Annotated in this window: 19 protein-coding genes; 6 read left to right on the top strand and 13 right to left on the bottom strand. The window is 73.1% G+C overall.

Annotation, left to right across the window (positions count from 1 at the left end):
* Positions 1-44 precede the first annotated feature (44 nt).
* Positions 45-1,217 (top strand): hypothetical protein, encoded by a 1,173-nt coding sequence (locus tag WME89_RS11035; RefSeq protein ID WP_438009164.1) that lies wholly within the window; start codon positions 45-47, stop codon positions 1,215-1,217.
* 47 nt (positions 1,218-1,264) lie between these two features.
* On the opposite strand, the gene recO is transcribed toward WME89_RS11035, so the two are convergent.
* The 5 genes from recO to tsaB form a co-directional block, all read right to left on the bottom strand.
* Positions 1,265-1,987, bottom strand: a complete 723-nt coding sequence (recO, locus tag WME89_RS11030) for a DNA repair protein RecO (protein WP_437625107.1) — start codon at positions 1,985-1,987, stop codon at positions 1,265-1,267.
* A gap of 60 nt (positions 1,988-2,047) precedes the next feature.
* Positions 2,048-2,485, bottom strand: coding sequence for a helix-turn-helix domain-containing protein (locus tag WME89_RS11025; RefSeq protein WP_438009163.1), 438 nt, complete (start codon positions 2,483-2,485; stop codon positions 2,048-2,050).
* Positions 2,486-2,592: 107 nt separating this feature from the next.
* Positions 2,593-3,432, bottom strand: a complete 840-nt coding sequence (locus WME89_RS11020) for a tetratricopeptide repeat protein (protein ID WP_438009162.1) — start codon at positions 3,430-3,432, stop codon at positions 2,593-2,595.
* Between the two features lie 231 nt (positions 3,433-3,663).
* Positions 3,664-4,515 (bottom strand): Crp/Fnr family transcriptional regulator, encoded by an 852-nt coding sequence (locus tag WME89_RS11015; RefSeq protein WP_438009161.1) that lies wholly within the window; start codon positions 4,513-4,515, stop codon positions 3,664-3,666.
* Complete coding sequence (gene tsaB / locus WME89_RS11010) at positions 4,512-5,321, bottom strand: tRNA (adenosine(37)-N6)-threonylcarbamoyltransferase complex dimerization subunit type 1 TsaB (protein ID WP_438009160.1); 810 nt, start codon at positions 5,319-5,321, stop codon at positions 4,512-4,514. Before tsaB ends, WME89_RS11015 begins: the two co-directional genes overlap by 4 nt.
* Before the next feature lie 156 nt (positions 5,322-5,477).
* Here tsaB and WME89_RS11005 point away from each other — a divergent pair, with 156 nt between their 5' ends.
* From WME89_RS11005 to WME89_RS10985, 5 genes are all read left to right on the top strand, one after another.
* Positions 5,478-6,416 carry a hypothetical protein gene (locus tag WME89_RS11005; protein ID WP_438009159.1) on the top strand — a complete coding sequence of 313 codons (939 nt, stop codon included), beginning with the start codon at positions 5,478-5,480 and terminating at the stop codon, positions 6,414-6,416.
* A 353-nt stretch (positions 6,417-6,769) separates the two neighbouring features.
* The gene (locus WME89_RS11000; RefSeq protein ID WP_438009158.1) at positions 6,770-7,999 is read left to right on the top strand and encodes a trypsin-like peptidase domain-containing protein; all 1,230 of its coding nucleotides are present in this window, start codon (positions 6,770-6,772) and stop codon (positions 7,997-7,999) included.
* Between the two features lie 81 nt (positions 8,000-8,080).
* A complete protein-coding gene (locus WME89_RS10995) occupies positions 8,081-8,317 on the top strand; it encodes a DNA gyrase inhibitor YacG (protein ID WP_438009157.1) in 237 nt (78 codons plus the stop codon).
* Complete coding sequence (locus WME89_RS10990; RefSeq protein WP_438009156.1) at positions 8,314-9,183, top strand: hypothetical protein; 870 nt, start codon at positions 8,314-8,316, stop codon at positions 9,181-9,183. The genes WME89_RS10995 and WME89_RS10990 overlap by 4 nt, the downstream gene beginning before the upstream one ends.
* A 40-nt stretch (positions 9,184-9,223) precedes the next feature.
* A complete protein-coding gene (locus WME89_RS10985) occupies positions 9,224-10,390 on the top strand; it encodes a PrsW family intramembrane metalloprotease (protein ID WP_438009155.1) in 1,167 nt (388 codons plus the stop codon).
* Between the two features lie 45 nt (positions 10,391-10,435).
* Here WME89_RS10985 and dnaJ read toward each other — a convergent pair whose 3' ends face one another.
* From dnaJ to murD, 8 genes are all read right to left on the bottom strand, one after another.
* Positions 10,436-11,521 (bottom strand): molecular chaperone DnaJ, encoded by a 1,086-nt coding sequence (gene dnaJ, locus WME89_RS10980; RefSeq protein WP_438009154.1) that lies wholly within the window; start codon positions 11,519-11,521, stop codon positions 10,436-10,438.
* A gap of 152 nt (positions 11,522-11,673) precedes the next feature.
* Entirely contained in the window at positions 11,674-12,942 is a 1,269-nt protein-coding gene (ftsZ, locus tag WME89_RS10975) for a cell division protein FtsZ (protein ID WP_436626493.1), read from the bottom strand.
* Positions 12,943-13,187: 245 nt separating this feature from the next.
* Positions 13,188-14,510, bottom strand: a complete 1,323-nt coding sequence (gene ftsA, locus WME89_RS10970; RefSeq protein WP_438009153.1) for a cell division protein FtsA — start codon at positions 14,508-14,510, stop codon at positions 13,188-13,190.
* 129 nt (positions 14,511-14,639) lie between these two features.
* Positions 14,640-15,662: an FtsQ-type POTRA domain-containing protein gene (locus WME89_RS10965; RefSeq protein WP_438009152.1), complete on the bottom strand. Its 1,023-nt coding sequence runs from the start codon at positions 15,660-15,662 to the stop codon at positions 14,640-14,642.
* Positions 15,659-17,071 carry a UDP-N-acetylmuramate--L-alanine ligase gene (gene murC, locus WME89_RS10960; protein WP_437309080.1) on the bottom strand — a complete coding sequence of 471 codons (1,413 nt, stop codon included), beginning with the start codon at positions 17,069-17,071 and terminating at the stop codon, positions 15,659-15,661. The genes WME89_RS10965 and murC overlap by 4 nt, the downstream gene beginning before the upstream one ends.
* A complete protein-coding gene (murG, locus tag WME89_RS10955; protein ID WP_438009151.1) occupies positions 17,071-18,288 on the bottom strand; it encodes an undecaprenyldiphospho-muramoylpentapeptide beta-N-acetylglucosaminyltransferase in 1,218 nt (405 codons plus the stop codon). The genes murC and murG overlap by 1 nt, the downstream gene beginning before the upstream one ends.
* Positions 18,282-19,604, bottom strand: a complete 1,323-nt coding sequence (gene ftsW / locus WME89_RS10950; RefSeq protein WP_438009150.1) for a putative lipid II flippase FtsW — start codon at positions 19,602-19,604, stop codon at positions 18,282-18,284. Before ftsW ends, murG begins: the two co-directional genes overlap by 7 nt.
* Positions 19,604-20,974, bottom strand: coding sequence for a UDP-N-acetylmuramoyl-L-alanine--D-glutamate ligase (gene murD / locus WME89_RS10945; RefSeq protein WP_438009149.1), 1,371 nt, complete (start codon positions 20,972-20,974; stop codon positions 19,604-19,606). Before murD ends, ftsW begins: the two co-directional genes overlap by 1 nt.
* Positions 20,975-20,978 lie beyond the last annotated feature (4 nt).

The following is a 20,978-nucleotide window of genomic DNA, read 5'->3' as shown; positions in this document are numbered from 1 at the left end:
GGCGAGTTGCAGCGCCCGGACGGACGTGATGAATATGGTGGGTTATGACGCAGCGCCGCACGGTCGTGCTCGCCGATCTCCATCTCGTGCGCCAGACGCCGCGCGACGTGACCACCGACCTGGCGCGTTTCGTGACGGCCCACCAGGGCGCGCGCATCGTGGTGGCGGGCGATCTGTTCGACCTCTCCTCCGAGTCGCCCTGGATGCCCCGGCCCATCGCGCTTCGCGAGGCGCTGTCCGCTCACCCGACCGCGCGGGCGGCGCTCGCCGAGCACGTCGACCGGGGAGGAGAGCTCTGGCTCGCGGGAGGCAACCACGACGCCGAGGTCGGAGCGCCCGATTTCTCACTGGCGCTGGCCGAGGCGCTCGGGGCCGGCGGTGACGCCCGGGCCCGGATCCGGACGACGCCCTGGTTCTTTCGCGAGGGGGCGATCCACATCGAGCACGGGCACCTGTACGACCCCGACAACGCCCCCGCTCACCCGCTCGTGGTCGGCGAGCGCAGCCTCGGCGTTCACTTCGTCGAGGAGTTCATCGCGCCGACCGGGGCGCACCGCTACCTGCAGGCGAACGACCAGACACCGCTTCACCTGTTCCTTTCCGCGTTCACCTGGTACGGCCCCCGCGCTCCCTACGTCATCTACCGCTACTTCCACGCGGCGATCGGCGCGATGCTGAAGAGCGGGCCGCTCTACCGCGCGCGAGGCGAAGCGACCGTGGGCGCCGCGATCGTCGAGCGCTTCGCGCACGAGCTCGGCGTGCCCCGCGCGATGGCGGACGAGCTGCTCGGGCTCGCGGCCACGCCGACGCTCGAGAGCGCGGCGAGCACGTTCACGCGCCTGTACTTCGATCGCGTGATCGCGACCCTGTCGATGGGCGCAGGGATCGCGGCGCTCGGGCTCGGCGCGCGCGAGACAGGCGCCGCGGCGCTCGGGCTCGGAGCGCTGCTGATGGGCGTTAGCTGGGCGAACGGACACAACCGCTACGCCGGCACGGTCGCGGACCGGCTGGCCGAGAGCGCCAGCCACGTGGCGAAGACGACCGGCGCGAAGCTCGTCGTCTTCGGCCACACGCACCGCGAGGCGCTCGGCGACGGCTACGCGAACACGGGCAGCTTCTCCTTCCCGCGCAACGCGCCGGGCAGGCCGTACGTGGAGATCGAGGGGTCTGCGGAGGCGCCGCGCGCGGTGAGCCGCTTCTGGAAAGCCGTGGCGTGAGGCGACGCGGAGCCCGCCCGCGCTAGCTTCCGCTCGCGTGCGCGGTGCTAGCTCCCGCTCGCGTGCGCGGTGAGCGCGCCCTCCACGAGATCGAGCGCGGTCGGGACGTCCTCTTCCGGGATCTCCGGCGCATCCCCGAGCATCGCGGCGAGCAGGCGCGCCCTCGGCTCCGGCCGCAGGAAGAGGGGCCCACCGCCGCACGCCCGGCACACGAGGCCGCCGCGCGCCGGGTCGACATAGGCCGACTGCGTCGCGTCACAGGCGCGCCCGCACCGGACGCACTGCATGAGCTCGAGGCCCCAGCCGAAGGCGACCAGCAGACGCAGGCCAGCCTCCGCGAGCAACGCCTGCGGGGACACCGAGGAGGCCTCGTCGAGGCGGTCGAGGAGCCCGTTCAGCTCGCGCCACGCCGCGTGCTCCGCTGTGTGCGCCGGGGCGATCTCGCGCACCCAGCGCAGCGCGCGTCCGGCGACCTCGAGGCGCCCGAGATCCCCCGCGAGCCGCAGGCGCGGGCGCTCGATCGCAGCCTCGGTGAGCTGGGCGAGCTCGGCGCCCGGGCGGATCTCCAGGGTCACGCGCAGCAGGTGCATCGGCTCGAGCGACGGGAAGCGCTTGGCCGAGCGGCGCCCGCCGCGCGCCGTGGCAGAGATGATCCCGCCCTGCTCGGTGAAGAGCCCGACCAGCAGGTCGGCCTCACCGAACGGGACACGACGGACCAGGAGCGCCGCGGTGCGGAGTCGCTCCGTCCGCGGGCGAACGGATCGAGGCATGGGCAGCGAGAAAGGGGTTACAGCGCGAGCCGCGGCGAGCGCGCGGTGAAAACTTGGCCCTCAGGTCGAGAGGGAGGTACGAGCCCTCACAAGGGTGCCCTCCGACAGCTCCGGCGGCATGTCGTGGCCGCGGGGCCGGAGCACGATGCTGAGCGCCAGCGTGAACAGGATGAGCAGCAACACGAACGCGATCGCGACCCCGAAGCGCCTGCTCTGCTGCGTGCGGCGCGCGGGCGCCGCGATGGGCAGCGGCGTCACCAGCGCGATCCGGCGGCTCGCCGTGTACCGGGCCAGCACCTCCTCCATCGGGAGCGAGACGGCGCGGGCATACGCCTTCAAGAACCCGCGGACGAACACCTCGCCCGGCAGGTCATCGAAGTGATCTGCCTCGATCCGCTCGATGGAGATCACGGGGATGCGCGTGGCGCGGGCGACCTCCTCCACGCTCATGGCTCGGGCCTCACGCGTGCGTCTCAGGTAGCGTCCGATCGACTCCATCCCATTCCACCCATCGTCATTCGGTCGTCACTCTACTCACCCCGAGAACCGTTGCTCAAGCCCTAGCGTGCCCCGAAGTCCCTCTCGGACAGAGAGGCGCTGCGGGCTTACTGCAACGTCTGTAACTGTGCGGCGCAGCGCTGCCCTACCGGCGTCGTCGCGGCAATCTCGCGACACCGCTCGAGGTCGGCACGCGCCTCATCCAGAAGCCCCCTCTTCTCGGCGACGCGGGCGCGAGCATCGAACGCGTCCTGTAGCCGCCTGCACTCGGGCTGGTCGGTCTCGACCGCCCTGGTGAACGCCTCGCGCGCCAGATCGAGCTCGCCCCGCTTCTCGTAGGCGAGGCCGAGCCGGTACTGCCCCACGCAGAAGAGCGGCTGCGCGGCGACGGCGCGGCGGAGCGCGTCGATCGCCTCGTCGTTGCTGCCCTTGAGCAGGTACGCCCAGCCGAGGTTGCCCCACGACTTCTCCGGCGAGGCGTAGAGGATGTCCTCGGTGAGCGGCTTGAGCACCGCGATCGCCTCGTCGTAGCGGCCCTGATGCACGAGGATGACACCGAGCGTGTTCTTTGCGTCCCGCATCTCGGGGTTCGCGTCGAGCGCCCGCCGCGCCATCTTCTCGGCGCTGTCAAAGCGGCAGTCGCTCGAGCGCACGTCGCCCGCGCAGAAGCCGAGCAGGATCACCGCGCCGAGATAGGCCGCCTCCGCGTTGTCGTCGTCGAGCGACAGCGCCTCCTCGATGTGCGCGAGCGCCTCGCGCAGGCGGCCGTGCTGGAACGCGTCGCGCGCGAGATCGTACTCCGCGACCGACCGCGTCTCGTCCGCCTGCGCCGCAGGCTGCGCGCCGCCGCACGCAGCAAGCGAGAGCGGAGCGAACGGCAGAAGCGACCAGAGCGACAGGACAACAGCCGCGCCGCGGATGCACCCCGCGCGGGTCGCTGCTGTCATGTGTCGCTGCGATGTCATGTGCGATCTTGAGTCCGCTGCTGAGCAATGCCGCAGCGCGGCAACACGTCAGGGCGGGATGTCACCTGCCCTGCGGGGACCCCTGAGTAAACCAGGCTGCTGGTCACGTCAACCCGCGAATCTGGCGAGAAGACGCGGCGCGTCCTCGCGATCTCCATCCGGCTTCCCGCAGGAGTCAGGTCGGCGTAGGATAGAGGAGCAGGCGCTTCCTGCTCATGACTGTTCGCCGCGGATCTCGTCCTTGAGGCCGAGCAGGCTGAACAGCCTCCGCAGCGCGTCGATGTCGGGGATCTCGAGGCGCTCGTCGGCGACGCGCAGGTACTGGCCCTCGCGGAGCTGCTGCACGGCGCGCTTCACCGTGTCGACGTCGAGGCCGACGCGCGTGGACAGCTCCATCGGCGAGATCGCGAACGAGGCGCCGTTCGAGGAGGAGCCGCTCGCGGCGCGCGACTGCTGCGCGAGCTTGAGGAGCGCGTTCACCACCTTCGACTGCGTGTCGTTGAGCATCATGATCTCGATCTGGTCCTCCGCGTCGCGGAGCCGACCCACGAGCTGCTTGATGATGCGAAGGGCGACGGCCGGGTTGCGCTCGACGAGGTTCTGCAGCGTGCCCTGATCGAGCGCGAGCGCGACGCCGCGAGACAGCGCGATCGCCGTCGACCAGCGCGCCGCGCCGCCGAGGAGCGCGGACTCGCCGAACAGATCGCCCGGCTTCAGGACCATCAGGCTGCGCTCGGCGCCGCGGACCTTCTTGATGAGGCGGACCCGCCCCTCCTCGAGGAGGTACGCCTCCGTCCCGGGCTCGCCCTCGCGGAAGATGACGTCCCCCGCCTCGAAGGGGCGGCCGAACCTGGCGCGGAGCCGCTCGGGATCGGGCCCTGACTCGACCGGCTCGGCGCCGGCGGCGGCCTCGTCGGGCTCGGCGGGCGCTCCGGCGATCGTGGCGGGAAAGCGCGCAGGCGCCGCTGCCGCGGAGGGCAGCGGCGCGCGCTCCGCGTCGCTGGCGCTCGGGGCCTCGCGCTCGGCGTCCGGTGAGACGCCGTCCCCTTCAGACGAGCTGGTCATCGGGGCGGAGTGTATCCCAGCTCGGCTGGCTTCGCGTCCGGCGCGCGCACGTAGAGCGGCTCGAGGAGCGCCGGATCGTGCTCGGCTGCCCCTCGCCCGCGCTCGCCGCCCGCGAGGGCGGCCCGGAGCCGGCCGATGGCGACGCGACCGATCCAGACAGCGTCGGGAAAATCCAGCGCCTCGCCGCGCGCGGCGAGCGGCCGGAGCGCCTCGATCTCGTCGGCGACCGCGCCGATGACGACGACGCGGCGCCCGGCGGCGAGCGCGGCGATGGCCTCGAACGCCGCGTCGCGCGGCACGTGCCGCGGCGGCGCCTCGGGCGGGGCCGCGGGCCTGTCGAAGGCGGCGAGGAAGACCTCCCCCTTCTTGGCGTCGATCAGCGGGACCAGCAGATCGCCGGGGCTGGCCGCGCCGCCGGCGAAGGCGGCGGCGGCCATCGCCTCGAGCGAGGTGACGCCGGCGACCAGGACGTCGAGCGCGAGCGCGACGCCCTTCGCCGCCGCGACCGCCACCCGGACCCCGGTGAACGAGCCGGGCCCCACGTCGCAGCCGAGCGCCCCCACCGCGGCGGCCGGGATGCCTGCCGCGGCGAGGACCTCGTCGATGGCCCCGAAGATGCGCTCCGCATGCCCGTGCAGATCGGCGTAGGTCGTCGACGCGAGCAAGCGCGCGCCGGCGTCCGGCGCCGCCGCGGCATCGGCGGCAGGGAGGCCGCTGCTCGACGGGGCGTCGCCGTCCAGATCCGCGGCGTCGAAGAGCGCCGCGCTGCCGCGCGGGGTCGAGGTGGAGAGGGCGAGGAGCTTCAAGGCGCGCTCGGGAACGTTGCAGCCGCGGTGCTGTCTGGCAGAACCACAGGCGCCGGGCAACGAGCTTCAGCGAAAGGCCAGGGGCCGAGGCCCCTTCGACCGGGTTCCAGGGCGGAGTGCGAGCCGATGCGCGATGCGATACGCGATGAACGAGCGATGTTGCCGGCGCTCCTCGTCTCGGGGCTCGTCCACCTGGGCGCGTGGGGGTCCGCGGGGCTGTCGGGGCGAGAGGCCGCTCCCCCTCCCGCCGCGCCCGCGGAGGAGCGCGAGCCCATCGATCTCTGGACCGGGACCACGGCGGCGCTGCCAGGGAGCGGCGGCTCCTCACGCCCGGCCGATGACCGCGTCGGATCCGAGAGCGCCGCGGCCGCGCCCGCTCCACCCGCGCACGCCCCCGCAGATACCGCCCGGCCGCGAGCGCCCGAGGGCGCAGAAGCCGGCCGCGAGCCAGCGCCGCCAGCGACCGCCGCGCCGCGCAGGGCGGCGGCGCCTCGGCCCAGGGCGGCGCCTCGGCCGGCAGCGCACGCGGAGCCCGAGGCCAGCGAGCAGCCCGGCGACAGGGCGCGCACCGCCGCCGCGCGGACGAGCGCTGGCGCGGGCGAAGGCGGCGAGGGCGACTTCGGGGCGGCCGGCGTCAGCGCGGTGCGTAGCCTCGGGCGCGCCTTCACGAGGGCCATTCCGCCTGCGTGCCAGGCGGATCCGAGCTGGGCGACGCTCCCGCTGGGGAGCGCCGGCAAGGCGCGCTTCGTCATCGACATCGACGACGCCGGGCACATCGCGTCGTGGCGTCCGGAGGGGGAAGAGCCGCTCGCGCGACACCTCGGCAACCTGGCGAAGCGGACCATCGCGCTGCTCGGGAGCGGGACGTTCGCCGTGGCGCGCGGGGCCGTGACGGCGGGGAAGCAGACGCTGGAGGTCAGCGCCGTCATCCGCGCTGGCGCCGAGGACGGGGAGACGGGCGCTCCGGCCGATCTGGCGTGGCGCTTCGAGGGCGGCCGCGGCAAGGCGTCGTTCGCCCAGCCTGGCGGCCGCCTCGTGGAGATCGTCGTCCAGGTGGTGCGCACGGAGGTCGCGCGAGGCGCGCCGCCCGGCTGACCGCCCGGCGCGCCGCCTCGTCCAGGCCAGGCCGCCGCGTCGACCTCGCGGACGAGGCGCCCTCGAGGCGCGTGTCCCGCGCTCCTTGCGATCCCGCCTCGAAGCTCTACGTCCGGCGCGTGGGACGGCTCCACGCTGCCGCATGGGCGTGCGTCGGGCTCCTCGGGGCCGCACCGCTCGCTGCCTGCGACGACCGGGCGGCCGCGCTCTCACCGCCCGCGACGCCGCGCCGCGAGGCGGGCGCGCCGTGCTCGCTCCAGCGCGCAGAGCAGCCGCCCGCGCCTCGATCTGCTCCGGCCCCTGGCGGCGCGATGCCCCTGCCTGCGCTGCCTCTGGCTGCGCTGCCTCTGCCTGTGCTGATCGAGCAGGTGCAGCCCGTGGTGGTGACCGTCGCCACCCTGCGGGCGCCCTCGCTGCCGGACGGGCGCGCGAGCCCGAGATACCCCTTCGGCGGCGGCGCGCCGCGGGTGGAGCGGGCGCTCGGATCAGGGCTCGTCATCGCCGCGGAGGGGCTCGTGCTGACGAGCGACCACGTGGTCGGCGACGCGCTCGGCATCGAGGTGCAGCTCTCGGACGAGCGCGCCTTCGATGCGACCGTGGTCGGGCGGGATCCGATGCTCGACGTCGCGTTGCTGAAGCTGCTCGGGGCAGAGCCGCTGAGGGTCGCGTCCCTCGGCTCGAGCGCCGCGGTCCGGCCCGGCGACGAGGTCATCGTCGTCGGCAACCCGTTCGGCCTCGGGCCGACGGTGACCCGGGGCATCATCAGCGCGACCTCGAGGCCCATGGGCGCGGGGAGCCTCGACGGCTTCCTCCAGACCGACGCCGCCATCAACCCGGGGAACAGCGGCGGGCCGCTCTTCAACGCGGCGGGACAGGTGATCGGCATCGCGACGGCGATCCACGCCGACGGCCGCGGCATCAGCTTCGCCCTGCCGATCGACGAGGTCCTGGAGGTCCTCCCCGAGCTGCGGGAGACGGGCCGCGTGGACCGCGGTCGCCTCGGGATCAGCTTCCAGGAGGTGACCACGCCGCTGGCGCGGGTGCTCCGGCTGCCAGGCCGGATGGGCGCGCTCATCACGGAGGTCGAGCCGGAGAGCCCTGGCTCGCGGCTGGGCTTCAAGCCCGGCGACGTGATCACGTCGCTGGGGGGGCGCCGGGTCGAGCACGCCCGCGAGCTCGCGCGCGCGCTCCGGCGTTCCAAGCCCGGGGACGAGGTGACGCTCACGTACAAGCGCGGCGGCGCGGACCGGCGCGCCACGGTGAGGCTCGAGCGGCCGGCCGGGCACGAGCCCTCGCCGAGACCGCGCCCGCCAGACGATCGCGGAGGCGGGGAGGCCGAACAGCCGCCGCTCGGCGTGCTGGCGAGCGACGCGCTGGAAGGGGCGCGCATCGAGTCGATCGCGCCGCAGAGCCCGGCGGCGGGCCGCCTCGAGGCGGGCGATGTGGTGCTCGACCTGAACGGCGTGCCGGTGCGCAACGGCGCCGACCTGGCCGAGCGCCTGCGCGCCGCGGGGCGCCAGGACCTGCTGTTCCGGGTCCGGCGCAACGGATCGGCCCGATACGTCGCTGTCCCGGCGCGCTGAGCGAGCGTCGCCCTCGCGCGGGCGGCTCGCGCGCCGAGCGCGGGCTACATGCCCGCGAAGGACGCTGCTACGTTACGCCGCATGGGAGCTTTGGCAGGCGCGAGGTGCCCGATTTGCCGCAAGGCGGCGGGGCCCAGGCCCGAGAACCCGGCCTTTCCGTTCTGCTCGCCGCAGTGCAAGCTGGTGGACCTCGGCCGCTGGCTCGAGGGCAGCTACCGGGTGCCTGGCCCACCGGTCTCCTCGACAGACGCCGAGACCCTGGAGTCGATGGGACGGGTGGACGGGTTCGACGGGAATACCCAGGAAGAGGACGAATGATCGCTCGCCGCGCGCTTTGCCTGCTCACGGCCCTCACGTCAGCCGCCGCGGCGTCCAGCGCCGCGGCGCAGCCGGCCCCGGGGGCGACGCCCTACGGCGCCAGCGACCCCTCGACCTCCGGCGCCGCGCCCGCGCAGACGAACCCGTACGATCCATCGATGCAGGCCGGAGGACTGGCGCCGCCCCCTCCGATGACGACGCCTGAGCCGGAGCCCGTCTCACCTGACGACACGGAGCAGCGCCTCGAAGAAGCCAAGAAAGAGGACTCGGGGCGAGGGCTCGAGCTCGTCTGGTTGAACGTCGAGGGAGGCTACGAGAACGTCGGCCTCCAGACGTTCAACATCGACGAGGAAGAGCTCACGGCCGGGTTCATCTCGAGCTCGGCCAACGGCGGCGTCGTCGGCGCCGGGGTCGGAGTCCGCCTGCTGTTCCTCACGCTGGGCGCGCGCGGACGGGTGGGCTTCTTCCACGACTGGCAGCTCTTCAGCGCCGGCGGTGAGGTCGGGATGCACCTGCCGCTCGGCAAGCTCGATCCACACCTCGATCTGGGCTTCGGCTACGCCGGCCTCGGGAGCTTCAAGAGCGCCGTGAGCGGCGCGGCCGACGCGATCGCCATCCGCGGCTTCTACGGGAGGATCTCCGGCGGGCTCGATCTGTACCTGTCGCCGGTCTTCTCGATCGGCGCGAGCGCGAGCTGGGAGCTCCTGGCGCTGACCAGGCCGGGGCTCACCTCGGCAGAGATCGATCGGATCAAGGGCGAGGCTGCCACCACGCCCCAGCAGGCCAAGGCCGATCTGCTCGCGGCCGAGGGCTCCAGCGTCGGCTCGGCGCTCGCCCTGACCGCTGTCGCCGGGCTCCACTTCTAGGGGCCGCGAGGCGAGCTCCGCCGCCCCTGCCCTCGCGCCCATGAACGCCGCCGCCGCGCTCATCTGGATCGCCACGATCGCCGCGCCGCTCGGGGGCCTGGCCGCGCTCCTCCTCGGGTCGCAGCGCCTCTACGGCAGGCGCCGGTTCATGGTGGGGACCGCGCTGCTCGGCGCGCTCGCGTTCGTGCCAGCGCTGCTGCTCGAGAGCTTCCTCCAGCGCTGGCAAGGGCTCGACAAGGCCGCCAGCACGCTGGATGCCGTCACGCTCATCTACCTCTTCGTGGTCGTGGCGCCGCTCGAGCAGGGGCTCAAGGTGGCGGCGGTCGCGCCGATGGCCCGGCTGCGCGCCGTGGACGAGCCGTTCGATGGCCTGGTCTACGCCGCCGCCGCGGCGCTCGGGTTCGTGTCGGCCCACAATGCCGTGTACCTGTGGGGCCGGTCGCTGTCGTCGATCGACGTCGTGCGGGCCTTGCTCGCCGTGCCAGCGCACCTCTTCTTCGCCTCGCTCTGGGGATACGCGCTGGGCCGCGAGCGCAAGCGGCCGCTCGGAGGCCGTCGCTTCAACGCGGCGTGGCTCGTCGCGATGCTGCTCAACGGCGCCTACGACTACATCGTCTTCGCGTGCCGCCCGGTGGCGCTCTTCATCGCGGCGCCGATGCTCCTCGGCATCGGCTCCCTGACGTTCCTGGCCGCGCGCGACCTGCTCCGCCGGAGCGCGTCGCCGCACAGCTCGCAGCGCAGGGAGCGCCGGTTCCTCCCCCACATCGCCCCGCCGTCGCTCGGCACGATGCGCGAGGCGCTGCGGCGCACGGAGCGACCGCTGATGTTCACCTGGATCGCCTTCGGCGCGCTCGTCACGGTCGGGGTCATGACGACAACGCTCGCCCTGGCTGTCGCGCTCGGCCACCGCTTCGGCGTCGACTTCGCGGCGGTGGACCGGGGCGACGCCTCGACCGCCGCGGCGGCGCCGCTCCTGCTGCTCGTCGCGGCGGCCATCGCGGCCTTCCCGTTCGCCGGCTACCTCGTCGCCCGCGCCTCGTCGACGGGCAGCGTGCTGGAGCCGGCGGCCTCCGCGGCGCTCGCCATCCTGGGCTCCCTGGTCCTGCTCGGCCTCGCAGCGCCCGTCGCGGTCGTGTTCGCGACCGCGCTCGCCCCCATCGCCTTCAGCCTCGCGTGCGCGGGCGCCTGGATCGGCACGACGCGCTGAGCGCGACGCGCTCTGGCGTCACGCTGCAGCGCTCGTCCATCAGCCCTACGCCGTCGCCGCCTTCGCCGCCGGCTGGTGCTTCGCTACCTCGTCCTGGAACCTGCGGAGCAGCTCTTGCGCCGCGGGAGAGAGGTTCCGCGGCACCTCGACCTGGATGATCACCTGGAGCGAGCCGCGGCCGCGGCCATCGATCCGGGGCGCGCCCTTGCCCTTGACCGAGATCACCTCGCCGGGCTGCACGCCCGCCGGGATCTCGACGTCCACCGCCGTGTCGTCCGGCAGGTCGATCTTCACCGTGCTGCCGAGCGCCGCGTCGACGAAGGAGACCGGCGCCCGCGTGATGAGGTCGAGGCCATCGCGCTCGAAGCGCTCGTCCGCGGCGAGATCGACGTCGACGTACAGATCGCCGGGCGGCGCGCCCTGGGCGCCCGGCATCCCCTGCCCCGGGACCCGCAGCCGCTGGCCTCCGTCGATGCCGGCCGGGAAGTTCACCACGACCTTCCGCGTCTTCTCGACCGCGCCGAACCCCTTGCAGGTGGCGCACGGCGTCTTGATGACGGACCCCTCGCCCGAGCATTCCGGGCAGGTCTGGGTGAACATCACGAAGCCGCGCGAGGTCGAGACCTGACCGGCGCCGCCGCACGTGCTGCACGGCTTGCGCTTGGTCCCCGGCTTGGCGCCCGAGCCGGAGCACTCCTCGCACGCGACCGGCGTGCGCAGGACCACCTCCCGCTTGCAGCCGAGCAGGGCGTCGCGCAGCGAGAGCCGCTGCTGAACCCGGATGTCCTGGCCGCGCGCCGGGCCTCGCCGCCGGCGCTGCCCGCCGCCGAAGCCGCCGAAGAACTCCGAAAAGATGTCCTGGAAGTGGGAGAAGATGTCGCTATCGGCCCCGGCGCCCATCCCCTCGAGGCCGGCGTGCCCGAACTGATCGTACCGGCGGCGCTTCTCCTCGTCGGAGAGGACCTGGTACGCCTCGGTGGCCTCCTTGAAGCGAGACTCCGCCGACGCATCGCCGGGGTTTCGGTCCGGGTGGTACTTCAACGCAGCCTGACGATAGGCCTTGCGAATGTCGTCAGGCGTCGCGTCTCGCGCGAGGCCAAGAACTTCGTAGAAGTCGCGCTTTTCACTCATGAATCGTGGACCGCCGCGTCGATCCTGCCCGACAGGGGGCATAGGCGCCGGCTGACCATAAGTCCTCGCCCGCGCCTGTCAACGCGCAATACAGCGTGAACGCCCATCGAGGGCTGTGCGTCGCGAGGTCTTCCGTGCAGGCTGAGACGCTGCTACTGGCCCCGGCGCTGGAACGCGGGCGTGTCCCAGTCGGAGTCGAGCGGAGGGACGAAGCTCGCGCGGTCACGCGGGCCGTTGCCGCCGCCCGCAGACTGCGCCTGCGGCGCGGGTCGGCGGGTGGTCGGGTACGCGACCTCTTCATGACGGTGCGGCTGGCGCTGCGTCATGGGAGGAGCGCTCGGGGCGGAGCGGGCCGACATCGGCCCGGCCGCGGCGGCGAGCGACGCGCCGATGGAGTGCGCCGTCGCGCGGGGCTGCGCGGCGCTCGCGAGGTGCTGGGGGACCTCGGCGACGAGGTGGTCGAAGCCGGTCGCGATGACCGTGACCTTGATCATCTCGCCCATGTTCTCGTCGATGGTCGCGCCGAAGATGATGTTCGCGTCCTCGTGCGCCTGCTCCTGCACGAGCGTCGCGGCCTCCTCGATCTCGCGCATCCGCATGTCGGGGCCGCCCACGATGTTGATGAGCACGCCCGTCGCGCCCTCGACCGAGATGTCGTCGAGCAGCGGCGAGCTGACGGCCATCTCGGCGGCGAGCCGCGCGCGGCCCTGCCCCTTCGCGCAGCCGGTGCCCATGAGCGCGCGGCCCATGTTGGACATGACCGTCTTCACGTCCGCGAAGTCGACGTTCACGATCCCGTTCTGCGTGATGAGATCGCTGATGCCCTTGATCGCCTGGTAGAGGACCTCGTCCGCCTTGCGGAACGCCTCGACGAACGAGAGGTCCTCGTCGCCCAGCGAGAGGAGCTTCTGGTTCGGGATCGTGATGAGCGTGTCGACGTGCTCCGCGAGCATCGCGAGGCCGAGCTCGGCGCGGCGCGAGCGCTGCTTGCCCTCGAAGAAGAACGGCTTCGTCACGACGCCGACGGTGAGGCAGCCCTCCTCGCGCGCGAGCTGCGCGATGACCGGCGCGGCGCCCGTGCCGGTGCCGCCGCCCATCCCCGCGGTGACGAACACCATGTCCGCGCCCTGGATGCACTCCTTCACCCGGGTCACGTCCTCGAGCGCCGCCTTGCGCCCCTTCTCGGGATCGGCGCCGGCGCCGAGACCGCGCGTGACGCTCGCGCCGATGTGGAGCTTCGTCGGAGCAAGGCTCGCGCCGAGCGCCTGGGCGTCCGTGTTGACGACGATGAACTCCACGCCCTCGAGGCCGAAGTTGATCATCGTGTTGACTGCATTGCCGCCAGAACCGCCACAACCGATGACCTTGATCCGGGCGTCATACCCGGTGTGCTCGTCGGCAAACTCGATGGAGAAACTCATGAACTCCTCCCGGGGAAATTCAGCTAGCCGCTCGGCCCGGCGCCGACCCCCGCGAAGGTCGAGCGGCACGGAACCCTAAATGCGCGAGGACGTCCTCGCTCCGGACGGTGCTCAGAGGGGCGCCTCTTCCCCTTTGAACGCCATTTTTCAAACCCTCTTGACTTCGCCTTCAAGAGGCTTCGCCGGTGCGTTCTTCGATCCTCTCAAACCCAATTCTCTAACAACTTTCTCTTACTACGTCATGCTTAGAATGCTGCTCGAAGCCAGTTCCAGAACCTCCCGCTCGACCGCTTTTCAATCGACATTTCTTCAACGATTTCTCGGCGCAACTCGCGCTCGCGGACCTTCTCGCGGCGGCTCTCCCCGCGCGCGGCGTGGCCGACGTCGAGCGCGACCGGAGTGAGCGCGCGCGCCTGCGCGAGGGCGTTGGCGCCGTACTGAACAAGGCCCACGCCGGTCGCGTACTGCGGGCCAGCGACGAGCTGCGTGATGCCGCGCACGCCCACGGGTACGCCGAGGCGCACCGGCATCCCCAGGATCTCCTCCGCGAACTCGGTCATGCCCTCCATCAGCACGCCGCCGCCGGTGAGCACCGCGCCGGCCGAGAGCTGCTCGAGCATCCCGGTGTCCTCGATCCGCTTGCGGATGACCGCGAAGATCTCCTCGACGCGCGGCTCGATGATGTCCGACAGGACGCGGCGCGCCGCCTTGCGCGGCATGTGCCCGCCGACGCCGGGGACCTCGATCTCCTCCTCGTCGCCGACCATGCGGCCGAGGGCGCAACCGGCGTTGCGCTTCAGGCGCTCGGCCTCGCCCATCGGCGTGCGCAGCCCGGCGGCGATGTCGGCGGTCACGTTGTTGCCGCCCGCCGGGATCACGCTGGCGTGCGCGATGCCGCCGTCCACGTAGAGGAGCAGGTCGGTCGTGCCGCCGCCGATGTCGATGATGGCGACGCCGATCTCCTTCTCGTCCTCGGAGAGCACCGCCTCGGCGCTGGCGAGCGGCTCGAGCACCACGTCGGCCACGGTGAGGCCGCAGCGCTCCGCGCAGCGGACCACGTTCTGCACGCACGAGGTCGCGGCGGTGATCAGGTTCACCTTCACACCGAGCCGGACGCCGCTCATGCCGACCGGGTCGCGGATGCCGTCCTGGTTGTCGACCGTGAACTCGCGCGGCAGGACGTGCAGGATCTGCCGATCGGCGTCGACCGGGATCGCCCGGGCGCCCTCGAGGACCCGCTCGACGTCCACCCGCGTGACCTCGCCGCCCGAGACCGCGGCGACGCCGTCGGACTGCTGGCACCGGATGTGGCTGCCCGCGACGCCGGCATAGACGGTGCGGATCTCGACGCCCGCCATCGTCTGCGCAGCCTCGATCGCCTCGGAGATGGAGCGCACCGTCCAGTCGATGTTGCTCACCACGCCCTTGCGCAGGCCGCGGCACGGGACGTTGCCCACCCCGAGGATGGTGATCCCATCAGCGTCGATCTCGCCCACGACCGCCGAGACCTTGGTCGTCCCGATGTCCAGGCCGACGACGATCTCAGAAGTCTCCATCCGGCTCTTCATTGCGTGCACCACCTCATGAGGGGACGACCCCCCTACGCGTGTCAGGCGGGCACGACGCTGCCATGAGCCAGCGGAAGCGGCCAAGTTTTGCTCGGCGAACGCCGGCGCTAACAGCGAGCGCGACGGCGCTCATTTCATCCTCACCACGACGCGCTCGGGGTGCGCGTCGTTGTCGAGGAAGATCACCGACGCGCTCGCCTTCCGCTGGGCGAGCTCGGTGAGCACCCGCGCTGCCTGGCCGACCTTGTCGCGGTAGGGCGGCTGCCCGAGGTGGAGCGCGATCGCCTCCTTGCCGATGGTAACGACGATCGACCCGTCCCGCTCGACGTGGAGCTCCTGAATCGGATAGCGGCGGGCGACGCCCGCGCGCCCCATGTCCTCGACCACGTCGAGCAGGCGCCGGACCGCGATGATGACGCCGGCGCGATCCCGCGCGACCTGGTCGCCGGTGATCCCCGTGACGATCGGGAGGTCGACCGGGTCGTCCTCGGCGAGCTCCTTGAAGAGCTCGCCGTCGCGCGTCGCGAGGTAGAGATCGCCGCCGATCGCCACCAGGGCCTGCGCCTCCCGCTCGACGACGTTGACCTGGATGGTCGACGGGAGCTTGCGGGTGACCGTCGCCTTCTCGATCCAGGGATCGGTGGAGATGGAGGCGCCGGCGAGCTCCAGGTCGAGCGTGAAGATGTTCTTGCCCACCTCGATGCCGCCGGCGCTGGCCACCTGCTCGGCCGTGCGGCGCTGAACGCCGTCGACGAGCACCGTGCGCACGGCGAAGCGCGGGCTCGACACGATGTAGCGGCGCGCGCCCCACGCGACCGCGGTCGAGGCGACGAGCACGACGGCGGCGCCCGCGAGGAGCTGCAGCGCGCGGAAATGGCGCGACAGCGGCCGCGCGGGGCGCGCCTCGCCGGGCGCGCCGCCCTTCCTCGGCGGGCGCGGCGGGCGCACCGAGACGCTCGTCGCGGGCGGGGCCGGCGACTCGTGGGACGATGGGGTCGCGGCCCGCACGCGCTCGTTCTTCGGCGCCGGCGCCGCGGCCACGGGCTCCGGCTTCGACCCGCGCGCGGGCCGCGCGCTGCCCGACCCGGCCGGGAGCGAGGCCGTCGCGCGCCGGCGGTTCGGCGGCGGCGGGGCGCTCGGACGCTCGGTCATGAGCTGCCCTCCTGCGACGGCAGCGCCTTCGCCTCGAGCCGCGCCTTGAGCTCCCGCACGCAGGCGTTCACGTCGCCCGCGCCGAGCGCGATGACCACATCGCCCGGCCGGACGATCTGCTCGAGGGCCTCGGGGAGGTCGGCCTTGTCCGCGACGTAGCGCGCGTCGTGGTGGCCGTGCTCGCGGATCGACTGCACGAGGCGCTCGGCGGTGACGCCGGGGATCGGCGGCTCGCCCGCGGCGTAGATGTCCGTCACGAGCAGCACGTCGGCCTGGTTGAAGGCGCGCGTGAACTCGTCGAACAGATCGCGCGTGCGGGTGTGGCGGTGCGGCTGGAAGGCCACGACGATGCGGTGGTCCTCGCCCGGGAACGCGCGCCTGGCCGCGTCGACGGTGGCGCGGATCTCGGCCGGGTGGTGGCCGTAGTCGTCGACCAGCGTGATGCCGCCGAGCGAGCCGACGATGGTGAAGCGGCGAGCGACGCCGCCGAACGTGGCCAGCGCCTGCTTCGTGACGTCGAGCGGCACCTCGAGCTCGTCCGCGACCGCGATCGTGGCGAGGCAGTTCAGGACGTTGTGCGCGCCCGGCATCTTCACCGTGAACCCGCCGAGCGGCTCGCCCCGGCGGTACGCGTTGAAGCTCGTCTCGAGGCCGCGGAACTGGATGCCGCGCGCGGAGTAGTCCGACTGCGGCGAGACGCCGTACGTCACGTGCCGGCGCGGGATGCGCGGGAGCAGGTCCTGGACGTGCGGGTGGTCGAGGCAGAGCACGGCGAGCCCGTAGAACGGGACGCGCGCGGCGAACTCGACGAAGGCGTCCTTGATGCGCTCGTGCGTGCCGTAGTGATCGAGGTGCTCGGGATCGATGTTGGTGACCACCGCGATCGTCGGCGTGAGCCGCAGGAACGAGCCGTCGCTCTCGTCGGCCTCGGCGACGAGCAAGTCGCCGGCGCCGAGCCGGGCGTTCGTGCCGAGGGCCGCCATCTTGCCGCCGACGACGACCGTGGGGTCGAGGCCAGCGGCGCGCAGGACCGTGGCCACCAGCGAGGTCGTGGTGGTCTTGCCATGCGAGCCCGCGATCGCGACGCCGTACTTCACGCGCATCAGCTCGGCGAGCATCTCCGCGCGTCCGATCGCCGGGATCCCGAGCGCGCGCGACTCGGTGAGCTCGGGGTTGTCGGGCCGGATCGCGCTCGAGTAGACGACGACGTCGACGCCGCGGACGTTCTCGGCGCGGTGGCCGACGTCGATCCGGACGCCGAGCGACGTGAGCCGCCGCGTCGTCGAGCTCTCCTTGAGATCCGAGCCGGAGACCTCGAACTCGAGCGAGCGCAGGATCTCGGCGAGGCCGCTCATCCCGACGCCCCCGACGCCGACGAAGTGCACGTGGCGAACGCGACCGCGGAACATCAGCCTGCCTCCTCCTGACCGAGGGCAGCGCCGGGCGGCGCGGTCCCCCTCATCGCGGCGCGACGCGGCGCCTCGTCTGCGCGCGCCGCGCGACCGCCGATGGGGAAGCGCAGCGCGCGGTGGCGCGGGGCTCGCGCGAGCTCCAGCAGATCGGCGGCGACGCGCGCGGCGGCGTCGGGCGTGGCCAGGGCCGCCGCGGCGTCCGCCATGCGGGCGCGGAGCGCCGGGGCGGCTGCGAGCCGGGCGATCTCGCTCGCGAGGCGCGCCTCGGTGGCGTCTGCCTGGGCGATGGCCACCGCGGCGGAGGCCCGCTCCAGGGACTGCGCGTTCTTCAGCTGGTGGTCGTCGGCCGCGAACGGGTAAGGAATCAGGATTGAAGGGCGGCCCACGGCGCAGAGCTCGGCGAGCGTCGACGCGCCCGCGCGGGCGATCACCACGTCGGCCGCGGCGAGCGCCTCGGCCACGTCGTCGATGAACGGGACGACGCGCGCGCGGTCGGCGAGGCCGAGCTCGGCGTAGAGCGACCGGACGGCGGCCTCGCGATCCCTGCCCGTCTGGTGCACCACGTCGAGGTCGACGCCGCGCTCGCGCCCCTGCGCGAGCTGCGCGATCGCGCGCGGGACGATGTCGTTCAGCGCCAGCGCGCCCTGGCTGCCGCCGAGCACGAGCAGGCTGAGCTTGCCCTCGCGCGGCGCGTACGGCGCGCGCGCGAACGCGCGCCGGAGCGGGACGCCGAAGAGGCGCACGGAGCTCGGGCGCAGCGCGCGCGTCGCCTCAGGGAAGGCGACGTACGCCCGGTCGACGAGCGGCGAGAGGAGGCGGTTCGAGAGCCCGAGGACGCTGTTCGGCTCCAGGATCGCGACCGGCACGCCGAGCGAGCGCGCCGCGAGGGACACCGGGCCGCCGGCGTACCCGCCGAGCGAGAGCACCACGCGCGCGTCGAGCCGCTCGACGAGCCGCCTCGCCTCAGGGAGGACGCGGCCAGCGCGGGCGGCTCCGCGCACGAAGCCGGAGAGCCCGCCTCCGCGCAGCGGCAGGACGTGGAGCAGCTCGAGGCTGTCGCCGCGCTCGCCCATCACGCGCACCTCGATGCCGCGCGCGGTGCCGACGTAGACGACGCGCGCGTCGGGCGCCGCGGCGCGGACGGCGTCGCCCACCGCGATCATCGGGAAGACATGGCCGCCGGTGCCGCCGCCGGCGATCAGTACGGTCACCATGCGCCGCCCTCCTCGGCCGACGTCGCGACGACGGCTGACGCGCTCGGCGCGTGCGGCACGGACGAAGCGCCCGCCTCGCCGCGCTGTTCGGGGGCGACCACGGTCCGCGACCGGCTGATGCTGAGCAGGATGCCGGCGGCCGCGGCGTTCACGAGCAGCGACGAGCCGCCGTAGCTGAGGAACGGCAGCGTGAGCCCCTTCGTGGGGAGGATCGCCATCGCGACGGCGAGGTTCGTCATCGCCTGCACGCCGAAGAGCGTCGCGATGCCGAAGGCCATGAAGCTGCCGTAATCGTCGGCAGCCTCGAGGGCGATCTTCACGCCGCGCGAGACGATGGCGAGGTACGCCGCGCACAGGCCGAGGATGCCGATGAAGCCGAGCTCCTCGCCGACGATCGCGGAGACGAAGTCGGTGTGCGCCTCCGGCAGGTAGAGCACCTGCAGCCCCCGCCCGAGACCCAGCCCGAAGACCCCGCCGGAGCCGAAGCTCATGACCGACTGGAACGGCTGGTACGCGAGGTCGGCGCGGTTGTTGTCCATGTCGATCCACGCGAGGTAGCGCGCGTAGCGGTAGCCGCTGAACCGGACGAGCGCGGCGCCGGCGAGGGCGAGCAGCATGGAGAACGCGGCGATGTACGGGACGCGCGCGCCCGCCACGAACAGCAGCGTGAACGTCAGGAAGAGCAGCACGACCGCGCTGCCGAAGTCGGGCTGCTTGAGGCAGAGGAGCATCAGCATCCCGACCACGATGAGGTGCGGGAGGAAGCCGACGGAGAACGACTTGATGCGATCGGCCTTCTTGGAGAGCGAGTAGGCGAGCCAGAGGACGATGCCGAGCTTCGCCACCTCGGCCGGCTGCACGTGGACCGGGCCGAGCGCGATCCAGCGGTAGGCGTTGCCCGCCTTGTGGCCGAGGCCCGCCACGCAGGCGAGGAGCATCCCGGTCACGACGATGAGCACCGGGTACGTGAGGACCTTGAGCCGGCGATAATCGATGCGGCTCGTGACCCACATCGTGGCGATCGACAGGACGGCGTAGACGGCCTGGCGCTTGAGGAAGAACTGGGCGTCCTTGTAGCGAACCGTCGCCTCGACCGCGCTCGCGCTGTAGACCATCACCACGCCGAAGCCGATGAGCGCCGTGACGATGGCCGCGAGGAGGGCGTCGACCGGACCCGAGGGGCTCGATCGCACCTTCCAGAACGCCTCGGCGGCCGCCGCGACCCCGCCCGGCTCCGGCTTGTCCTGCTCCGAGGGACCGATGTGCCGGTTCCTGGGTGCATCGGCGCCCGCGCCGGCCCCTCCGCGCCACGACATCACGACGCCACCTCCCCGGCGGACCCGCCGGTCGACCTCTGGAGCTCACGGACCGCGCGGACGAAGGCGTCGCCGCGGTCCTTGTAGTCGCGGAACATATCGAAGCTGGAGCACGCAGGGCTGAGCAGCACCGCGTCGCCGGGCCGCGCGAGCGAGCGCGCAGCGAGGACCGCCTCGGCCATCGAGGCCGCCCGCGCGATCGGCAGGACGCCGCTCGCCGCGGCGGCGATTCGGTCGGCGGCCTCGCCGAGGACGACCAGCGCGCGCCCCCGGTCGCGCAGCGCGGCCACGAGCGGCGCGTAGTCGCCGAGCTTGTCGCGCCCGCCTGCGATCAGGACGGCCTTCTCCTCGCGCAATCCGGAGAGCGCGGCGACGGAGGCGCCGACGTTGGTCCCCTTGGAGTCGTCGTAGTAGCGGACGCCGTCGACGTCGGCGACGAGCGCGGTGCGGTGCGGGAGCCCCTCGAAGCGCGCGAGCGCCTCGGCGATCGCCCCGGCGGGCGCGCCGAGCGCCGCGGCGAGCGCCACCGACGCGCAGGCGTTCGCGAGGTTGTGCGCGCCCGTGAGCCGGACGCGCTCCAGCGGGTAGCTCGCGCCCGCGACGCGATCGACGAGGGCGCCGCCCGCCACGGTGACGTCGGCGCGGGCGTCGCTCGCGCTGAACGTCACGACGCGCGCGCGTCCCCGCGCCGCCTGGCGCGCCACGAGCGCGTCGCCGAGCGGGACGACCGCGACGTCGTCCGGCGTCATGCGCACGAACGGGTTGCCCTTCGCGTCGGCGTACGCCGCGAAGCTCGGGTAGCGGTCGAGGTGATCGTCCGTGATGTTCAGCAGGGCGTGGGCCCGGGCGTGCAGCGTCGGGACGCGCTCCGCCTGGAAGCTCGAGATCTCCAGGACAAGGACGTCCCACGCCTCGCGGACGACCTCGGCGAGGGGCGTCCCGAAGTTGCCGCCGACGAAGGTGCGCAGGCCGGCGCGCTCGAGCATCGCGCCCGTGAGCGCCGTCGTCGTGCTCTTGCCGTTGGTGCCGCCGATGAGCGCGATGGGCGCGGACACGAAGCGCGACGCGAGCTCGAGCTCGCCGATGACCTCGCGCCCGGCGCGCTCGAAGGCGTCGAGGGCGGGGAACGACGGCACGCCCGGCGAGACGACCACGAGATCGGCGCCCTCGAAGAGCGCCGGGTCGTGCCCGCCCACGGCGAGCGCGGCGCCCTCCGCCTCGAGCGACGCGGCCGCGGCGGAGAGCCGCTCGCGCGGGGCGCCGTCGTTCGCGATGACGCGCGCCCCGCGCTCGATCAGGAGGCGCGCGGCCGCGACACCGCTCCGGCCGAGACCGACGACGATCACTGTTCGTCCGCGGACGTCCATCATGCCC

The sequence above is a fragment of the Sorangium sp. So ce321 genome, from assembly GCF_051530195.1.
In the GTDB taxonomy this organism is placed as follows: Bacteria; Myxococcota_A; Polyangia; order Polyangiales; family Polyangiaceae; genus Sorangium.
This window is presented reverse-complemented; position numbering and strand designations above follow the sequence as displayed.